This is a genomic window from Actinomadura physcomitrii (genome assembly GCF_008923205.2).
Taxonomy (GTDB): Bacteria; Actinomycetota; Actinomycetes; order Streptosporangiales; family Streptosporangiaceae; genus Spirillospora; species Spirillospora physcomitrii.
Window position 1 is genome coordinate 49,652 of the sequence record NZ_WBMS02000026.1, and the last position, 18,163, is coordinate 67,814.

The 18,163-nt window shown below is 74.7% G+C and carries 16 protein-coding genes; 1 reads left to right on the forward strand and 15 read right to left on the reverse strand.

Going from position 1 to position 18,163, the window contains the following annotated elements; translation table 11 throughout:
• Window positions 1-85: 85 nt before the first annotated feature.
• A complete protein-coding gene (locus tag F8568_RS28845; RefSeq protein WP_328601062.1) occupies window positions 86-865 on the forward strand; it encodes a DUF1707 SHOCT-like domain-containing protein in 780 nt (259 codons plus the stop codon).
• 61 nt (window positions 866-926) lie between these two features.
• Here F8568_RS28845 and F8568_RS28850 read toward each other — a convergent pair whose 3' ends face one another.
• The 15 genes from F8568_RS28850 to F8568_RS28920 all read right to left on the reverse strand — a co-directional run bounded on the left by F8568_RS28850 (window position 927) and on the right by F8568_RS28920 (window position 18,098).
• Window positions 927-2,462 carry a hypothetical protein gene (locus F8568_RS28850; RefSeq protein ID WP_151596843.1) on the reverse strand — a complete coding sequence of 512 codons (1,536 nt, stop codon included), beginning with the start codon at window positions 2,460-2,462 and terminating at the stop codon, window positions 927-929.
• A 139-nt stretch (window positions 2,463-2,601) separates the two neighbouring features.
• Complete coding sequence (locus tag F8568_RS28855; protein WP_151596844.1) at window positions 2,602-3,543, reverse strand: DivIVA domain-containing protein; 942 nt, start codon at window positions 3,541-3,543, stop codon at window positions 2,602-2,604.
• 49 nt (window positions 3,544-3,592) lie between these two features.
• Entirely contained in the window at window positions 3,593-3,877 is a 285-nt protein-coding gene (locus tag F8568_RS28860) for a YggT family protein (protein WP_151596845.1), read from the reverse strand.
• A 21-nt stretch (window positions 3,878-3,898) separates the two neighbouring features.
• On the reverse strand, window positions 3,899-4,435 hold the full coding sequence (locus tag F8568_RS28865) for a cell division protein SepF (RefSeq protein WP_151596846.1): 537 nt from the start codon (window positions 4,433-4,435) through the stop codon (window positions 3,899-3,901).
• 102 nt (window positions 4,436-4,537) lie between these two features.
• Entirely contained in the window at window positions 4,538-5,269 is a 732-nt protein-coding gene (locus tag F8568_RS28870; RefSeq protein WP_151596847.1) for a YggS family pyridoxal phosphate-dependent enzyme, read from the reverse strand.
• Complete coding sequence (pgeF, locus tag F8568_RS28875) at window positions 5,266-6,006, reverse strand: peptidoglycan editing factor PgeF (RefSeq protein ID WP_151596848.1); 741 nt, start codon at window positions 6,004-6,006, stop codon at window positions 5,266-5,268. Before pgeF ends, F8568_RS28870 begins: the two co-directional genes overlap by 4 nt.
• Complete coding sequence (gene ftsZ, locus F8568_RS28880; protein WP_151596849.1) at window positions 6,003-7,490, reverse strand: cell division protein FtsZ; 1,488 nt, start codon at window positions 7,488-7,490, stop codon at window positions 6,003-6,005. The genes pgeF and ftsZ overlap by 4 nt, the downstream gene beginning before the upstream one ends.
• A 452-nt stretch (window positions 7,491-7,942) precedes the next feature.
• Entirely contained in the window at window positions 7,943-8,701 is a 759-nt protein-coding gene (locus F8568_RS28885) for a cell division protein FtsQ/DivIB (RefSeq protein ID WP_151596850.1), read from the reverse strand.
• Between the two features lie 80 nt (window positions 8,702-8,781).
• Window positions 8,782-10,191: a UDP-N-acetylmuramate--L-alanine ligase gene (gene murC / locus F8568_RS28890; protein WP_151596851.1), complete on the reverse strand. Its 1,410-nt coding sequence runs from the start codon at window positions 10,189-10,191 to the stop codon at window positions 8,782-8,784.
• Window positions 10,188-11,282, reverse strand: a complete 1,095-nt coding sequence (gene murG / locus F8568_RS28895; protein ID WP_151546879.1) for an undecaprenyldiphospho-muramoylpentapeptide beta-N-acetylglucosaminyltransferase — start codon at window positions 11,280-11,282, stop codon at window positions 10,188-10,190. The genes murC and murG overlap by 4 nt, the downstream gene beginning before the upstream one ends.
• 123 nt (window positions 11,283-11,405) lie before the next feature.
• Window positions 11,406-12,665, reverse strand: coding sequence for a putative lipid II flippase FtsW (gene ftsW, locus F8568_RS28900; RefSeq protein ID WP_151596852.1), 1,260 nt, complete (start codon window positions 12,663-12,665; stop codon window positions 11,406-11,408).
• A complete protein-coding gene (gene murD / locus F8568_RS28905; RefSeq protein ID WP_151596853.1) occupies window positions 12,662-14,089 on the reverse strand; it encodes a UDP-N-acetylmuramoyl-L-alanine--D-glutamate ligase in 1,428 nt (475 codons plus the stop codon). The genes ftsW and murD overlap by 4 nt, the downstream gene beginning before the upstream one ends.
• A complete protein-coding gene (gene mraY / locus F8568_RS28910; RefSeq protein WP_151596854.1) occupies window positions 14,071-15,129 on the reverse strand; it encodes a phospho-N-acetylmuramoyl-pentapeptide-transferase in 1,059 nt (352 codons plus the stop codon). The genes murD and mraY overlap by 19 nt, the downstream gene beginning before the upstream one ends.
• Window positions 15,126-16,550: a UDP-N-acetylmuramoyl-tripeptide--D-alanyl-D-alanine ligase gene (locus F8568_RS28915; RefSeq protein ID WP_151596855.1), complete on the reverse strand. Its 1,425-nt coding sequence runs from the start codon at window positions 16,548-16,550 to the stop codon at window positions 15,126-15,128. The genes mraY and F8568_RS28915 overlap by 4 nt, the downstream gene beginning before the upstream one ends.
• Before the next feature lie 18 nt (window positions 16,551-16,568).
• Window positions 16,569-18,098 carry a UDP-N-acetylmuramoyl-L-alanyl-D-glutamate--2,6-diaminopimelate ligase gene (locus tag F8568_RS28920; protein WP_151596856.1) on the reverse strand — a complete coding sequence of 510 codons (1,530 nt, stop codon included), beginning with the start codon at window positions 18,096-18,098 and terminating at the stop codon, window positions 16,569-16,571.
• Window positions 18,099-18,163: the final 65 nt, after the last annotated feature.

Here is an 18,163-nt window from a genome sequence, read left to right on the forward strand (position 1 = left end):
GCGGTGGCCGGCGATCCGGCCGGACCGGCCGCCGCTTTTTCGCGACACATCGCGTTTGCCGCGCCGGGTTTGCGATGATGGTTCCGTGAACCTTCCCGAGCAGCCCTCCGAGCCCGACTCACCGGCCCCCATGCGCGCCTCGGACGCCGACCGCGACCAGGTCGCCGACCGTCTCCGCGAGGCCCTCGCGGAGGGCCGCATCACCGCGGAGGAGCACGCCGAGCGCATCGACGCCGTCTACCGGGCCAAGACCTACGCCGACCTCGACCCGCTCCTCGCCGACCTCCCGTCCGAGCAGGCGCCGCGGCCCAGGGTGCGGCTGCACAAGGACGAGGCGCCGCTCGGGCCGCCCGCCCCGCAGTCGCCCAACCTCGTGGCGATCTTCAGCGGGGTGACCCGCAGGGGACGCTGGCTCGTCGAGCCGACCACCAACGTCTCCTGCGTGTTCGGCGGCGTCGACCTGGACTTCCGCCAGGCCGTCCTCAGCCAGGGCGAGGTCACCGTCAACGTCAGCTGCCTTTTCGGCGGGATCGAGATCACGGTGCCGCCCGGCGTGCGGGTGACCAGCTCCGCCGCGATGGTGTTCGGCGGCGCCGACCTGCCCGACGACGTCATCGACCCGGACGCGCCGCTGATCAGGCTGACCGGCATGGTGATCTTCGGCGGGTTGAGCGTGCACCGCCGCGAGATCGGCGAGAAGCGCTCCCGGCACGACCGGCATCTGGAACGGCACCGGCGGCATCTGGAGCGGATGGAGGAGCACCACGAGCGGATGCTGGAGCGGCACACGGACATGCACCGACGCCGCGACGAGCGCCGCGAACGGCTCCGCGAGCTGCGCGCCGAACGCCGCCGCCACCGCTGACGTCCCACCCTCCGCGGCGGGGTGTGCACCCTGAACCGCTCGGAGGGAGCAGGACCCGGCGTCAGTCCCGGGCGTGCTCGCGGTCGGGCTGGCAGACGAGGCAGGGCGTGCAGCCGCGGGCCTTGGCCTCGGCGCGGGACAGCGCCTCCAGGTCGTCCGCCTCGTCGCCGATGTCCTCGATGAGCGCGCAGTCGGTGCGGTGGTAGCGCTTCGTGCCGCTGAGGATCCGGACCTGCGGGCCGTCGTCGGCGTCCTCGGGCTCGGCGGGCTCATCGTAGCCGTCGCCGGCGGGCTCGTCGTAGCCGTCGCCGGCGGGCTCGTCGTAGCCGTCGCCGGCGGGCTCGTCGTAGCCGTCGCTCGCGGGCTGCTCGTCCGCGGCGGGCGCGGCGTGCTCGGACACGGCCGCGTCGTCGGCGTCGCGGGGACGCGGCGCGGCCGCGGCACCGAGGTTCAGCGGGTCGTCACCGAAGTCGGCGGTGACGTCGGTCGGCGCGGATCCGGCCGCAGCGGGCCTCTCCGGCGCGGGCGCGGCCTCGGGCTCGGGTTCGGGCTCCCCGGCCGCCTGCGGCTCGACGGCGGGCTCTTCGGCCCGCTCGGGCTCCCGGCGCGACGGGCCGGTGACGGGGATGTCCGTCAGCGTCGGCCCGGCCGGGCTGCGGAAGGGCGCGGGGGCCTCGGGCTCCGGGTCTGGGTCGGCGGGCGAGGACGACCAGGCGGACGGCACGCGGCCGGCCGGCGGCTCCTCGCGGCGCTCGGCCGCCGGGCGGTCGTGCTCCGGCTCGCCCGGCTCCGGGACGCGGGGGATCTCCGCCGTCGGGCCGAACGGCGCGGGCGCCGGATGCGGCGCGGCGTGCGGCGAGGCGGGCGAGGTCTTCGCCAGCCCGGCCAGGCCGCCCTCCGGGCCGGGCGCGGAGCGGTCCACGCGGGGCCCGCCGAGGCCGGGCTTGGTGAGGCCGGGCTTGGTGAGGCCGGGCTTGCTGAAATCGGGCTTGGTGAGGTCGGATCCGTCCGCGACCGTCCTGCCCGGGTCCGGTGATCCGGGTCCCGACGCCGCGGCGCGCGCCGCCAGTGCGGTGTCGGGCATGCAGGCGGTGCAGGGGCTGAACCCCTCCTCCTTGGCCTCGGCGTAGGTGAGCTCCTCGGTGTCGCGCCCGGCGAGCTGCCGGCACGTGTCGAGGTGGTAGCGCTTGCGTCCGCGCACGACGAACACCAGGGCGCCGTCGGGCACGTCGACGGGCTGGACGGGGATCTCGACCTCGTCATCGGGCTCGGCCGGGGCGTCCAGGGACGGCCGCGACGCCGCGGGGGCGCCGGCCGCGCTCTTGGCCGCGGGCACCGGCGGAGCCGGCCGCGGGCGCTTGGCCTTGCCCTTCCTGGCCGGCGCGGCGGGGGTGCCGGTGCCGAAGAGCTCCTTGCGGCGCAGGAACACCCCGATGGCCAGGCACAGCGCGGAGACGATGCTGACGGCGATCGAGATGTAGATCACCACCAGCGCGTCCAGGCCGAAGACCTGGGCGCTGTCTCCGTTGCCGGCGACGATTCCCGCGACCAGCAGGGCGATCGCCGCCACCACGAGAACGCCACTCAGGATGATCACAGCGTCTCTCCCCCTCGTTCGGACCGCTCGGCTCCGGGCCGCCCTTCAGGCCCAGGTGTCACGCCGACATCGCCGGGACGGCGACGGTGCCCTCCTCGGCGCGGCGATCGTGACGACACTATCGCCTGCGGTGCCCGCGTCAGCGCCTCTCGTGCGGCGGGTTGTCACCGCCGCCGGAGTGGAACGCGCCGGTCGCCGAGTGCTGCACCTGCTGGGTGTGCTCGGCGGGCGACGGGAACGTCGGCCCGGCGGGGTTGGAGCCGCCGGCTCCGCCGTTGCGGTTCTCGCTGTGCGGCAGCGAGTTCTGCGGGCCCGCCTGCGGCGCGGGGGGCTGCGGGGCGGGCGGCTGCGCCACCGAGGGCGCCGCGCCCGGGACGGCGGCGAACGCGCCGGTCTCGGTGCTGCCCGCCTCCAGGTCGCGCAGCTGGCCCTCCAGGTAGACCTTCAGGCGGCTGCGGTACTCGCGCTCGAAGGCGCGCAGGTTGTCGACCTCGCGCTCGAGCTCCTCGCGCTGCTGCACGAGCGAGCCCATGACCTGGCGGTGCCGCTCCTGGGCGTCGCGGTCGAGGGCCTCGGCGCGGGACCGGGCCTCGCTGACGATCTGGTCGGCCTGCCGGCGGGCCTTGCCGAGGATCTCCTCGGCCTCGCGGCGGGCGCGGCCGAGCGTCTCGTCGGCCTCCCGGCGGGCGTCGGCGATCGCCTGGTCGGCGGTCTGCTGCGCCAGCGCCAGCACGCGCGCGGCGGTGTCCATGTTGTCCTCGCCGGTGGGCGCGGGCGCCATGCCGAGGCCGCCGAGGGGGACGGGCTCCGGCTCGGGCTGCGGCTGCGGCTCCGGGCGGGGGGGCTCGGGGATCTTCTGGACGTCCGGCTTGGGCTCCACGATGGGGGCGGCCATGGCGGGAACCTTGCCACGGAGGCACTCGGCGAGCTTGGCCCGCAGCTCCTCGTTCTCCTGGATGAGGCGGTCGAGCTCGGCCTCGACCTCGTCGAGGAAGGCGTCCACCTCCTCCTCGTCGTACCCCGGCCTCAGCCTGGTGGTACTGAACTGCTTGTTCCGCACATCGGCGGGTGTCAGCGGCATGTTCGTCTCCTTGGCGCGCTTGGAGTCTGTCCCGAAGGACGGTATCCGATCAGAGCCTCTGCACGAAGATGATCAAGACCCACACCACAAAGATGAGGAAGGTGAAACTGAGGTCCAGCGCCACGTTACCCAGCCGTATGGGAGGGATGAAACGCCTCAGCAGCTTCAGCGGCGGATCGGTGATGGTGTAGGTCGCCTCGGCGATCACGAGCACCACCCCTCTGGGACGCCACTGCCTGGCGAACGACTGCAGCACCTCCAGGACCAGCCTGCCGATCAGGAACAGCAGGAAGATGTACAGGAGGTACGTCAGCACCTGTCCAACGATGTTCACGGACACTCTCGCATGTGGCTGTCAGCTTTGGTTGAAGAACCCTCGTTCTGCCATCCGGGCCTTGTCCTCCGCGGTCACCTCCACGTTGGCCGGTGAGAGGAGGAACACCTTGTTGGTAACACGCTCGATGCTCCCGTGCAGGCCGAACACGAGACCCGCCGCGAAGTCGACGAGCCGTTTGGCGTCGCTGTCGACCATCTCGGTCAGATTCATGATCACCGGTGTGCCCTCACGGAAGTGCTCCCCGATGGTCCTCGCCTCGTTGTAGGTCCTAGGGTGCAGCGTAGTGATGCGCGCAAGGTCGGTGGTACCGGACTCGTAGAGCGCCACGGAGCGTCGCTCGGGCGGTGACACCGCGTGATGATCGCGTTCCCGGTCCGCGCCCTCTTCGGCTCGGGTAAGCTGACCGCCGGATTCGTCCTCGCGACGGCGCCCCTGGCCGGGGTCGGTCTCGTCGTCGTAGGGCTCGTAGTCGTACTCGTCGCCGTACTTGTCGTCGTAGCGGTCGTCCTCCACCAGGCCGAGGTAGACCGCCATCTTGCGCATCGCGCTGGCCATACGCCCCTCCGTGTCCTGTGGTCGCGGCACCCGGCGCCTCCGGCGCCGCTGGACCGATCCGTCTACGTGGCCCGCGTTCCGGCAGGTACCACTCCCGGGACATTACCTGACGATTGCCCGTCGGCCGCCGAGCAACGCCGTACCGATCCGCACGTGTGTCGCGCCGCACGCGATCGCCTGTTCCAGATCACCGCTCATGCCCGCAGAGACGCTCCGCGCGTCCGGATGGTTCCGGCGCAGGTCCGCCGACACCGCGGCGAGCCGCTCGAACGCGGGCGCCGGGTCGGCGCCGAGCGGCGCGACGGCCATCAGCCCGCCGAGCTCCAGGCCCGCGGCGGCGGCGACCGCGTCGGCGAGCGCGGGGACCTCCGCCGGGGACGCGCCGCCGCGGTGCTCCGCCTCGTCCAGCGAAACCTGCACGAGGCAGCGCAGCGTGCGGCCGGCTCGGGACGCGGCGTCCGACAGCGCGGCGACCAGCCGGGACCGGTCGACCGAGTGCACGACATCGGCGTAGGACGCGACCGCGCGGGCCTTGTTGGTCTGGAGCCGGCCGACGAAGTGCCAGGTGAGCGGGAGGTCGGCGCATTCGGCCGCCTTCGGGCGCGCCTCCTGGTCGCGGTTCTCGCCGACGTCGGTGAGGCCGAGTCCGGCCAGCAGCCGCACGTCGGAGGCCGGGAAGGTCTTCGTCACCGCGATGAGGGAGACCTCGGCCGGGTCGCGTCCGGCGGCGGCGCAGGCGGCGGCGATACGGTCGCGGACCTCGGCGAGGTTCGCGGCGAGTTCGGCGCGCCGCTCGCCCTGCCCCGCGGGGCGTCCGGGCTCGCCGGGGGTCACGCGCCGCCGTCCTGGAGCCAGACGAATCCGGCGAACCGGCCGGTGCGGCCGTCGCGGCGGTAGGAGAAGAGGCCGGGGGTCTCGATGGTGCAGCGCGGGTCGACGCGGACGTCGTCCACCCCGCTCGAGGCGAGCTGCGCGGCGATGCCGGCGCGGATGTCGAGGCCCGGGGTGCCCTTGGACGTCGTCGCGTACGCGGCGGGGACCACGGCGGCGACCTCGTCGCGCATCTCCGCGGGCACCTCGTAGCAGCCGCCGCACGCGGCGGGGCCGATGGCGGCGCGGATGCGGGCGGGGTCGGCTCCGCGCTCGCACATCGCCTTCACCAGGGCGGGGACGACGCCGGCGGCGGTGCCGGGCCGGCCGGAGTGGGCGGCGCCCGCCACGCCGGCGGCGGGGTCGGCCAGCAGGACGGGGGCGCAGTCGGCGACGACGACGGCGAGGACCAGGCCGGGGACGGTGGTGACGATCGCGTCGACCGGGCCGTGGCCGGCGGGGCCGGCGGGCTCGGTGACGAACGCAACGTCGGCGCCGTGCACCTGGCGCATCCAGACGGTGCGCGCGGGGTCGACGCCGAGGGCGGCGGCGGCGCGCCGCCGGTTGGCGGTGACGGCGGCCGGGTCGTCGCCGACCGCGCCGCCGAGGTTGAGGGAGTCGTAGGGGGCCGTGCTCACGCCGCCGGACCGTCCGGTGAAGGCGGCGCCGACGCCGTCGCCCAGGGCGACGGTGGTGATCACTTCAGGAAGTCGGGCACGTCGAGGTCGTCGTCCTCGTCGAAGACGACCGGGCGGCGGCGCCCTCCGGCGGGGGCGGGGCCGCCGTCGTTCTCGCCGGCGTGCACCCGGGAGGGGGTCGACTCGGCGGACGGGCGCGGCGCGGGGGCGCGCGAGCCGGTGTCGGAACCCTGGTCGCGGTCGGCGGGCTGCGCCGCCGGCTGCTGCTCGGCGCGGCCTGACTCGGCACGGGCCGGGTCGCCGGGTGGCGACCCGCCGCGGCCCCCGGCGCGGTCGTCGCCGGCCGGTCCCGGGGAGCGCTCGGCCTCCGGCCGCGGCGCGGGCGCGGGGACCGGCGCCGACAGCGGCGCGGACGGCTGCGGCGCGGCGGCGGCCTGCGCGACCGACTGCTGCGGCGCGGCCGGCTGCGGGCCGGTGTCGGAGCGGCCGACCCGGCTCGGGATGGGGTTGTGCGGCGCCGGCGGCGCGGCGGGCGGCGGCACCGGGCGGGGCGGCGGGGCGGCGCGCTTGGTCTCCGGCTCGGGGGCCGGCTTGGCGGGACGCCCCTCGTCGAAGCCCGCGGCGATCACGGTGACCCGCACCTCGTCGCCGAGCGCGTCGTCGATGACCGCGCCGAAGATGATGTTGGCGTCCGGGGCGGCCGCGTTCGAGACGAGCTGCGCCGCCTCGTTGATCTCGAACAGGCCGAGGTCGGAGCCGCCGGAGATGGACAGCAGCACGCCGTGCGCGCCGTCGATGCTGGCCTCCAGCAGCGGGCTGGAGATCGCCATCTCGGCGGCGGCGACGCTGCGGTCGTCGCCGCGGGCCGAGCCGATGCCCATCAGCGCCGAGCCGGCGCCGGACATCACGGACTTGACGTCGGCGAAGTCCAGGTTGATCAGGCCCGGCGTGGTGATCAGGTCGGTGATGCCCTGGACACCGGACAGCAGCACCTGGTCGGCGGCCTTGAACGCGTCCAGCACGCTGACCTGCCGGTCGGAGATCGACAGCAGCCGGTCGTTCGGGATCACGATGAGGGTGTCGACCTCGTCGCGCAGCGTCTCGATGCCGGCCTCGGCCTGCATCGCGCGGCGCTTGCCCTCGAAGCTGAACGGGCGGGTGACCACGCCGATCGTCAGGGCGCCGAGGGAGCGGGCGATGTTGGCGACCACGGGCGCGCCGCCGGTGCCGGTGCCGCCGCCCTCTCCGGCGGTGACGAACACCATGTCGGCGCCCTTGAGGACCTCCTCGATCTCCTCCCGGTGGTCCTCGGCGGCCTTGCGGCCGACGTCGGGGTTCGCGCCGGCGCCGAGGCCCCGGGTGAGCTCGCGGCCCACGTCCAGCTTCACGTCGGCGTCACTCATCAGCAGCGCCTGGGCGTCCGTGTTGATAGCGATGAACTCGACGCCCTTGAGTCCCTCCTCGATCATCCGGTTGACGGCGTTGACGCCGCCGCCGCCGATACCGACGACCTTGATGACCGCGAGGTAGTTCTGCGGTGCTGCCACGACGAGGGGCCTTTCCGCTCGCTCTATCCGACCCGCCGGTCCGGTCTGCCGACCGTCCGCCGCGGAGTTTCCTGACCTGTGCGCTTTTCCGGCGCGGGCCGCGGGCGGAACCGACCGTCGATCCGCTCCACCTTCAACCCTCACCCTCAACTTGAGGCTTACACTTATGTCAACCTGAGGACTGATACGGACAGTAGGGCGGCCTTACCGCCAGGGTCAACTAACCTCCCCCGAACTCCACCGGCGTGTCGCACTGGGCACGGGTTTGCCCTGGTTGGCGACGGACGTGTCCGCCGCCTGCCGCTCAGTGCACCGCCGCCCGCCCTCCGGTCCGTCCCAGGCCGGCCGAACTCCGGCCGACCGTTCCAGCGTGCCCCATCGGACGCCCGGAATCGCCCCGACACACGCACCGGACCCGAACGGCTTGACATTCGGCCCCACCGCCCGGCCGGTCACCGCGTGATCAGGACCTCCGGCGAGCTGACGTCGATGCTGTGCAGGGACCGTCCGGACGCCGTGCGCGCCACCGAGTCCAGCAGCCGGATCTTCTCCGCCGCGCGCTCCGGCGGCCCCCACGTCACCGTCAGGCCGCCCTTCATGTGCAGCACCACCGACCCGGGATCGGCCGCCTCCACCTCCACGACCCGGCCGCGCAGCCGGTCCGGCAGGCCGGTCAGCACCGTGAGGGCCGCGAGCGTCGCCGGGTCGGACGGCCCGGGCGAGGAGACCGTCAGCGCCGGCAGCCCCGCCGGGCGCGACGCCCCCTCCGCCACGGTCACTCCGTGCCGGTCGAGCCGCTCGTAGCGGCCGCCGCGCTCCAGCACCGCCACCGGGACCCGCTCGTGCACGACGATCCGGACCGTCGCCGGCCAGTCCCGTCTGACCTCGGCGGACTCGACCTCGCGGAGCCGCTCCACCCGCGCCCTGACCGCGCCGGCGTCCAGCCGCGCCATCGGGACGCCGAGCCGGATCCCGGCGGCGGCGACGATCCGGTCGCGCGGCGCGAGCGCGGTGCCGCTCACCTCCACGTGCCGCACCACCAGCAGCTTCGAGCCGAGCAGCACCCAGCCGACCGCGCCCAGCGCGGCGGCGACGAGCAGCGCGACGAAGATCACTTTCCAGCGGCCCCGGCGGGCCCGCTCGGCGCCGCGCGGCCCGGCCGCCGGCTCCCCGGCCTCGCTCTCCGGTTGGTCCGTCCGCGCCTCGGTCATGACCCCAGCTTGGCAGTGATCGCCCCGCGCGCCGCCGAACGCGCGCGCGGCGGCGTGTCCCCCCGATCCCCTCGGGACGCTCAGCGGGACGCGAGCCGCTCCAGGATCAGCGGGCCGAGCGCGGTCACGTCGCCGGCGCCCAGCGTGATCACCACGTCGCCGGGACGGGCGAGCGAGGCGGCCAGGCCGGGGACCTCGGCGCGGACGGGCGCGTAGGCGGTCTCGGTCCCGGCGGGGACGGCGTCGGCGACGAGCGCGCCGGTCACGCCGGGTTCCGGGTCCTCGCGGGCGCCGTAGACGTCCAGCACGACCGCGACGTCGGCGAGGCCGAGCGCGGCGCCGAACTCGGCGGCGAAGAACCGGGTGCGGCTGTACAGGTGCGGCTGGAACACCGCGACGATCCGGCCCGGCTCCCGCTTCTCCCCCAGGTAGCCGCGGGTGGCCTCCAGGTCGGCGGTCAGCTCGGTCGGGTGGTGGGCGTAGCTGTCGAACACCTCGACGCCGCCCGCCTCGCCCTTGCGCTCCAGCCGCCGCATCGCGCCGCCGAACGCGGCGAGCCCCTCGCGCACCTGCGCGCCGCCGACGCCGAGCGCCTGCGCGACCGCGACGACCGCGGCGGCGTTGAGCGCGTTGTGCCGGCCCGGGACGGCGAGCGCCACCTCGCCGGCGCCCTCGATCGTGAACCGGGAGCCGAGGCCGCGCGGGGTGAACCCGGTGACCCGCAGGTCGGCGCCCTCCGCCTCGCCGTACGTCCGGACGGTCAGCCCCCGCGCCCGCGCGCGCTCGGCCAGCTCCATCGCGACGGGGTCGTCGGCGCCGGCGACGAGCGTCCCGCCCGGCTCGATCCGGTCGACGAACCGGGCGAAGTTCTCCTTCACCATCTCGAAGCCGCCGTAGTTGTCGAGGTGGTCGGCCTCGACGTTGGTGACGACCGCGATGTGCGGGGCGTACATGAGGAACGAGCCGTCGCTCTCGTCGGCCTCCGCGACGAACACGTCCCCGGTGCCCTCGTCGGCGCCGAGCCCCGTGGTGACCAGCTGCCCGCCGATGCAGTACGACGGGTCGGCGCCCGCGTGCTGCAGCGCGACCGTCAGCATCGACGTCGTGGTGGTCTTGCCGTGCGTGCCGGCGACGGCGACGGCGCGCCGGCCCGCCATCAGCGAGGCGAGCGCCGCCGAGCGGTGCAGTACCCGCAGCCCGCGCTCGCGGGCGGCGACCAGCTCGGGGTTGGACTCGCGGATCGCGGTGGACACCACGACGGTGTCGGCGTCGCCGAGGTGCGCGGCGTCGTGCCCGACGAACACCTTCGCGCCGAGGTCGCCGAGCTGGCCGAGCAGCTCGGAGTCGCGCGCGTCGCTGCCGGACACGGCGATCCCGCGGCGCAGCATGATCCGGGCGATGCCGGACATGCCGGCGCCGCCGATGGCGATGAAGTGGACCCGGCCGAGCTCCCCGGCCGGGACCACCTCGCTCGGATCGATCAGGCTCATCGGGCGGCGCCCGCCGCGCGGACGACGTCGTACACCATCCGGGCCAGCGCGACGTCGGCGTCCCGGCGGCCCATCCGCCCGGCCGCCTCGGACATGTGCGCGACGCGGCCCGGGTCGGCCAGCACCGGCAGCAGGTTGCGGGCGATCCAGTCGGGCGACAGCTCGGCGTTGTCGACCAGCATGCCGCCGCCCGCCGCGACGATCGGCTCGGCGTTCAGCCGCTGCTCGCCGTTGCCGATCGGGAGCGGCACGTACACCGCCGGCAGCGCGACCGCGGCGAGCTCCGCGCAGGTCATCGCGCCGGCGCGGCACATCGCCATGTCGGCGGCGGCGTAGGCGAGGTCCATCCGGTCGCAGTACGGGATGGTGACGTACTGCGGGCCGCCCTGCGCCGGCTCGGGCTCCTCGGTGTTCTTCGGCCCGACGATGTGCAGCACCTGGATGCCGGCCTGCCGGAAGTACGGCGCGGCGGCCACCGCGGCCTGGTTGAGGGAGCGGGCGCCCTGCGACCCGCCGAAGATCAGCAGCGTGGGCAGGTCGGGCAGCAGGCCGAAGTAGGAGCGGGCCTTGTCGCCCATCGCCAGCCGGTCCAGCGCGGCGATCTCGCGGCGCAGCGGGATGCCGACGAAGGTGGCGTTCGGGAGCGGCGAGTCCTGGTGGGACACCGCGACGTGGTCGGTGAAGCGGGCGCCGAGCTTGTTGGCCAGGCCCGGCTTCGGGTTGGCCTCGTGCACGATGATCGGCACCTTGCGCTTGCGCGCGGCGAGGTAGCCGGGGGTCGCGACGTAGCCGCCGAACCCGACCAGGATGTCGGCCTGCGCCTGGTCCAGCACGTTCGCCGCCGCGTTGATCGCGCCGCGCAGCCGTCCCGGGACCGACAGCAGCTGCGGGGTCAGCGTGCGCGGCAGCGGGACCGGCGGGATCAGCGCGAGCTCGTAGCCGCGCTGCGGGACCAGCCGGGTCTCCAGGCCGCGTTCGGTGCCGAGGCAGACGATCCCCGTGTTGGGGTCGTTGCGGCGCAGCGCGTCGGCGAGAGCCAGGGCGGGCTCGATGTGTCCGGCGGTGCCGCCGCCGGCCAGGACAACCCTCATGCTCGTTGACAACTCCTCAGCGTGTTCGACGTGTCGGGTGCCGTCCGCTCGCGTGCCGTCCGCCCCGCACTCGGCGCGTGCGGGCGGCGGACGCCGGGTCGCCGGCACCCCGGCGGGGGGATTTCAGCGCCGTGCCAGTCCCAGCCAGCTTAGAGCCCTCACGACCGGTCCGGGGCCGCGTGCGGACAGTGCCTGCCGCGCGCCGGGCTCGCGTTTGGCGAACGCCATCAGCATCCCGAGCGCGATCAGCGTCGGGATGAGCGCGGAGCCGCCGTAGGACACCAGCGGCAGCGGGATGCCGGTGATCGGCAGCACCCCGATCACCGCGCCGATGTTGACGATGGCCTGGACGACCAGCCAGGCGGTCGCGCCGGCGGCGGCCAGCCGGGTGAACGGGTCCTTCACCCGGCGGGCGATGCGCAGCCCCGCGTAGGCCAGCAGCCCGAACAGTCCGAGCACGACGAGGGTGCCGACCAGCCCGAACTCCTCGCCGACGATCGCGAAGATGAAGTCGGTCTCGGCGTGCGGCAGGTAGTCCCACTTGGCGCGCCCCTCCCCGAGGCCGGTGCCGAACAGCCCTCCGGAGGCGACCGCGAACAGTCCCTGGATGCCCTGGTAGTTGCTGGTCAACCGGTTCCCGGCGGGGTCGAGGAAGCCGGTGAGCCGCTGCATCCGGTACGGCTCGACGATGATCAGGATCGACACCAGCAGGCAGACGAGGCCGGCGATGCCGACGAACAGCCGGCCCGGCGCGCCGACCACCCACAGCAGCGCGAGGAAGATCGTCAGCAGCACGAGGGTGGTGCCGAGGTCGTTGCCGAGCATGACGAGCAGCACCAGCACGCCGGCGCCGGGCAGCAGCGGCACCAGCAGCGGCCGCCACTCGGTGAGCCGGCCGAGCCGCTCCTTGCGGGCGAGCAGGTCGGCGCCCCACAGCACCAGCGCGAGCTTGGCGGGCTCGGACGGCTGGATCTGGACGGGCCCGAGGTCGATCCAGCGGGTGGCGCCGCCCGCGCTGCGGCCGAGGCCGGGGACCAGCACCATCGCCAGCGCGACGATCGACAGCAGCAGCAGCGGGTAGGCCAGCGCGCGGAACGTCCGCACCGGCAGCCGGGACGCCAGCCACATCAGCGGCAGGCCGATCACCATCCACACGGCCTGCTTCTGGAACAGCGTGTAGGCGGACCCGGTCTCCTGGAGCTGCTTGACCGACGACGCCGACAGCACCATGGTCAGGCCGAGCGCCAGCAGCATCACCGAGCAGCTCAGCACCATGTAGTAAGAGGTGAGGGGGCGGTCGAGCAGCCCGACCGCGGCGACCACCTGCTCGCGCGGCCCCGCCCGGCGCCTGCGCTCCTCTTCGGCCGGTACGGCGGTGGTCATGACGCCCGCGGGTCTCCGGCGGCGAGGCGGCCGACCGCGGCGATGAAGGCGTCGCCGCGGGCCGGGTAGTTGGCGAACATGTCGAAGGAGGCCCCGACGGGGGCGAGCAGCACGGTGTCGCCGGGACGGGCGAGCCCGGCTGCTGCGGTGACGACGCGGTCCATGGCCCCAGTGTCGGTGTCGGCGACGTCGACGACCGGGACATCGGCGGCGTGTCGCGCGAGTGCCTCGGCGATCCGGTGCCGGTCGCGGCCCATGAGCACGGCGCCGCGCAGCCGCCCGGCGCAGGAGCGCACCAGGTCGTCGACGTCCAGGCCCTTGAGCAGCCCGCCGGCGATCCACACGATGGACTCGTAGGCGGCCAGGGACGCCGCTGCGGCGTGCGGCTGGGTCGCCTTGGAGTCGTTGACGTAGGCGACGCCGGCGACGTCGGCGACGTGCTGGATGCGATGCGGGTCGGGCACGAACGAGCGCAGCCCCTCCCGGACGGCCTCGGGCGGCACGCCGAAGGCCCGCGCCAGGCCCGCCGCCGCGAGCGCGTTGGCGACATTGTGCGGGGCGAACGGGCGGACGTCCGCCAGCGCGGCGAGTTCGGCGGCCTCGCTCGCCGGGTCGGCGGTGAAGGCCCGGTCGACCAGCAGCTCCTCGACGACGCCGAGCTCGCCGGGGCGCGGGACGCGCAGCGTGAACCCGGCCCGCCGCCGGGCGCCCCCGGCGCGTTCGGCCAGGGCCGTCGAGGTGTCGTCGTCGGCGTTGTAGACCGCGACGGTGCCCGGCGCGAAGATCTTCGCCTTGGCGGCGACGTAGGCGTCCATGGAGCCGTGCCAGTCGAGGTGGTCGGGCGCGATGTTCAGCACGGCCGCCGCCAGCGGGGCGAGCGAGCTCGACCAGTGCAGCTGGTAGCTCGAAAGCTCCACCGCCAGCACGTCGTACTCCTCGGCGACGGCTTCCACGATGGGCGTGCCGACGTTGCCGACGGCGAGCGCCTTGTGCCCGGCGGCCGTGAGCATGCACGCCAGCATCCGGACGACGGTCGTCTTGCCGTCGGTGCCGGTGACGGCCAGCCACGGTGCGGCGTCCTCCGGACGCAGCCGCCAGGCCAGCTCCACCTCGCCGATGATCTCGACCCCGGCCGCCGCGGCGGCGGCGAGCAGCGGCGCGTCCGGCCGCCAGCCCGGCGAGGTGACGACGAGGCCGGTGCCCTCCGGGAGGGTCTCGCCGTCGCCGAGCCGGACCGCGACGCCGCGCTCCTCCAGCTCGGCGGCCCGCGCGCGCTGCTCGTCGCCGTCGCGGGCGTCGACGGCCGTGACGCGGGCGCCGCGCGCGGCGAGCACGCGCGCGGCGGCCCGGCCGGACACGCCGAGCCCGGCGACGCAGACCGGCAGGCCGTCCCAGGGACTCGTCGTCACTTCTTCGGCATCCATTCCAGGTAGAAGATCCCGATCCCGATCCCGACGAACAGCGCCGACATCAGCCAGAACCGCACGACGATGGTGGTCTCCGCCCAGCCGGACAGCTCGAAGTGGTGCTGCAGCGGCGCCATCTTGAACACCCGTTTCTTGGTCATCTTGAACCCGCCGACCTGGATGATCACCGACAGGGTGATCATCACGATCAGGCCGCACAGGATGGCCAGCAGGAACTGGGTGCGGGTGAGGATCGCGAGGCCGACCAGCACACCGCCGAGGGCCAGCGAGCCGGTGTCGCCCATGAAGATCTTCGCGGGCGGGGCGTTCCACCACAGGAAGCCGAACACGCCGCCGAGCACGGCCGCGGCCACCACCGCGAGGTCCAGGGGGTCGCGGACGTTGTAGCAGTTGGGGGCGAGGGCGGCGGCGCAGGAGTTGCGCAGCTGCCAGTTGCCGATGACCACGTAGGCGGCCAGCACCATGCCGGCGGGGCCCGCCGCCAGGCCGTCCAGGCCGTCGGTGAGGTTCACGCCGTTGGACATCGCCGCGATCAGCAGCAGCGCCCAGACGACGAACAGGTAGGGGCCGATCGAGGGGCCGAAGTCGCGCAGGAAGGACAGGTGGGGGTCGGCGGGGGTGATGTCGTAGCCGTTGGGGAAGTTCAGCGAGGCGACCGCGAAGACCACCCCGACGAGGATGATGCCGATCATCTTGGCGCCGCTGCGCAGGCCGAGGCTGCGCTGCTTGAACACCTTGATGAAGTCGTCGACGAAGCCGACGAACCCGAGACCGGTCATCAGGAACAGCACCAGCACGCCGGAGATCGTGGGGGCCTCTCCGGTGACCAGGTGCGCGACCGCGTAGCCGAACAGCGACCCGACGATGAAGACGGTGCCGCCCATGGTGGGGGTGCCGCGCTTGGTGAGGTGGGCCTCGGGGCCCTCGTCCCGGATCATCTGGCCGTAGCCGAGCCGGTTGACGATCCGGATCCACACGGGGGTGCCGACCATGACGAACACCAGCGCGAACCCGGCCGCGATGAGGATGTTGGTCATCGACCGGCCTCCGCGCCGGGCCCGCCGGGCCCGTCCGGGCGGCCGTCCGGCGCCAGCAGCGCCTCGGCGACCCGTTCCAGCCCGGCGACCCGGGAGCCCTTCACCAGCACGACGTCCCGCGGCGCGAGCCGCTCGCTGAGCGCGGCCACCGCCGCGCCGACGTCATCCACCTGCACGCACTCTCCCGTCCATGACGCCACCTGCGCGGCACCTTCGGCCATCGCCGCCGCGTTCGCGCCGACGACGACGAGGCCGTCCAGCCCGCTGCGCGCGGCGTGCCGCCCGATCCTGGCATGTTCCGCGGCGGACGAACCTCCTAGTTCGGCCATTTCGCCCAGCACCGCGTACGCGCGCCGGCCGCGGGCCATGTGCGCGAGCACGTCGATCGCGGCCCGCGTCGAGTCCGGATTGGCGTTGTAGGCGTCGTTCACCACCGTCACCCCGTCGGCCCGCTCGGCGACCTCCATCCGCCACCGGCTGGCCGGCTCCGCCTCCGACAGCCCCGCGGCGATCTCCGCCACCGGCAGGCCCGCCGCGCGCGCCGCCGCCGCCGCGGCCAGCGCGTTCGCCACCGCGTGCGACCCGTACAGCCGCAGCGCCACCGGCGCCGAGCCCTCCGGCGTCACCAGCGTGAACCGGCCCCGGCCCCGCTCGTCGAGCGTCTCGTCCACCGCGCGGACCGCCGCGCCCTCCGACCGGCCGAACGTCACGACCTCGCCCGCCGTGCGCGACGCCATGGCGCTCACCAGCGGGTCGTCGGCGTTGAGCACGGCGGTGCCGCCGGGACGCAGCGCCTCCACCATCTCGCCCTTCGCCCGCGCGATCGCCTCCCGGCCGCCGAACTCGCCCATGTGCGCGGTGCCGACGTTCAGCACCACGCCCACGTCGGGAGGCGCGATCCGGGTCAGGTAGGCGATGTGGCCGATGCCGCGCGCGCCCATCTCCAGCACCAGGAACCGGGTCCCGGCGTCGGCGCGCAGCACCGTCAGCGGCAGCCCGATCTCGTTGTTGAACGAGCCCGGCGGCCACACCGCCGGCCCCGCCCGCCCGACGATCTGCGCGATCAGGTCCTTGGTGGAGGTCTTGCCCGCCGATCCGGTGACCGCGACGACGGTCGTGTCCGGCAGCCGGGCCAGCACCCCGCCGGCGAGCCGGCCGAGCGCCTCCCGCACGTCGTCGACCAGCACGGCCGGGCCGCCCACCGGACGCTGCGCCAGCACCGCCGCGGCCCCGGCCGCCAGCGCCGCGGCGGCGAAGTCGTGCCCGTCCGCGCGCTCGCCCTTGAACGCCGCGAACAGCGCCCCGGGCTCCACCGCGCGGGAGTCGATGACCACGGGACCGCCGGCCACGGCGTCCGGGGGCGCCCCGTCGAGGGTGCCCCCCGTGATCTCCGCGATCACCGACAGCGGAAGTGGGATCACGCCTTCGTCCCGTCCCCTCTACTTCGCTTCCCGAGGCGCGGCACGGCGCAGCGCCTCCCGGACGACCTCGCGGTCGTCGAACGGCTGCACCTCGCCGGCCGCGTACTGGCCCTGCTCGTGTCCCTTGCCCGCGACGACGAGGACATCGCCGCGGCGGGCCCGGCCGACGGCCAGCGCGATGGCGGCGGCGCGGTCGGGCTCCACGACGATGTGCGCCCGGTGCCGCTGCGGCACCTTGAGCCCGCCCTCGACCATAGCGGCGAGGATCGCGAGCGGATCTTCGGACCTCGGGTTGTCGTTGGTGAAATACGCCATGTCGGCCAGCCGCGCCGCCGCCTCGCCCATCAGCGGCCGCTTGCCGCGGTCGCGGTCGCCGCCGCAGCCGAGCACCACCGCGAGCGTCCCCTCGGTGACCGGGCGCAGCGCCGTCAGCACCGCCTCGACCGCGCCGGGCTTGTGCGAGTAGTCGACGAGCGCGACGAAGTCCTGGCCCTCGTCGACCCGCTCCAGCCTGCCGGGCACGCCCGCCAGCGACGCGACGCCGTGCACCGCCGCGTCCAGCCGCAGCCCCGCCTCGACCAGCGCGACGATCGCGGCGAGCGCGTTCGCGACGTTGAACGGCCCGGCCAGCCGCACCGAGGCGTCGGCCTCCACGCCGCCCGGCCCGACGACGCGGAACACGCTGCCGTCCGCGCCGACCCGCACGTCCTCGGCCCGCCAGTCCGCCGCCGGGTCGCCGGACGCCGAGAACGTCGTCATCGGGATCCGGGCGAGCCCCAGCAGCTCGCGGCCGTAGTGGTCGTCGAGGTTCACCACCCCGACCCGCGCGTACTCCGGCGTGAACAGCCGCGCCTTCGCCAGGAAGTAGTCCTGCATCGTCGGGTGGTAGTCCAGGTGGTCCTGCGACAGGTTCGTGAAGACGGCGACGTCGTAGTGCGCGCCCCCGACCCGGCCCTGCACCAGCGCGTGGCTGGACACCTCCATCGCCGCGGCGCCGACGCCGCGCTCGCGCATCATCGCCAGCAGCGCGTGCAGATCCGTCGCCTCCGGCGTGGTCAGCGCGCTCGGCACCCGCTCGTCGGCGACCCGGATCTCCACACCGCCGACCAGCCCGGTCGTGATGCCCGCGGCCCGCAGCCCCGCCTCGACCAGGAACGCCGTGGTGCTCTTGCCGCTGGTGCCGGTGATGCCGATGAGCGTGATGTCGCGCCCCGGCTCCCCGTACACCCAGGCGGCCGCCTCGCCGAGCCGCGCCCGCACGTCGGCGACCACCAGGACGGGCAGGCCCGTCGCCGCGGCGCGGCCCCGGCCCGCCGCGTCGGTGAGGATCGCGACCGCGCCCGCCGCGGCGGCCTGCGCGCAGAACTCGGCGCCGTGCGTGCGGGTGCCGGGCAGCGCCGCGTACACGTCGCCGGGCCGCACCGCGCGCGAGTCGTGCGTGATCCCGGTGACCTGCGCGCCGCCCCGGTCGTCCCGGTCGCCCCGTCCGATGCCGAGAGTCGCCGCGAGCCCGTCCAGCGGACGGGCCTGTGCAGTGGTCGGACGCATGGCGGTTCTTTCGGTGCCGTTGGGACGGGAACGCTGGTGAACGGATGGTGGACTCACGGCGAGTG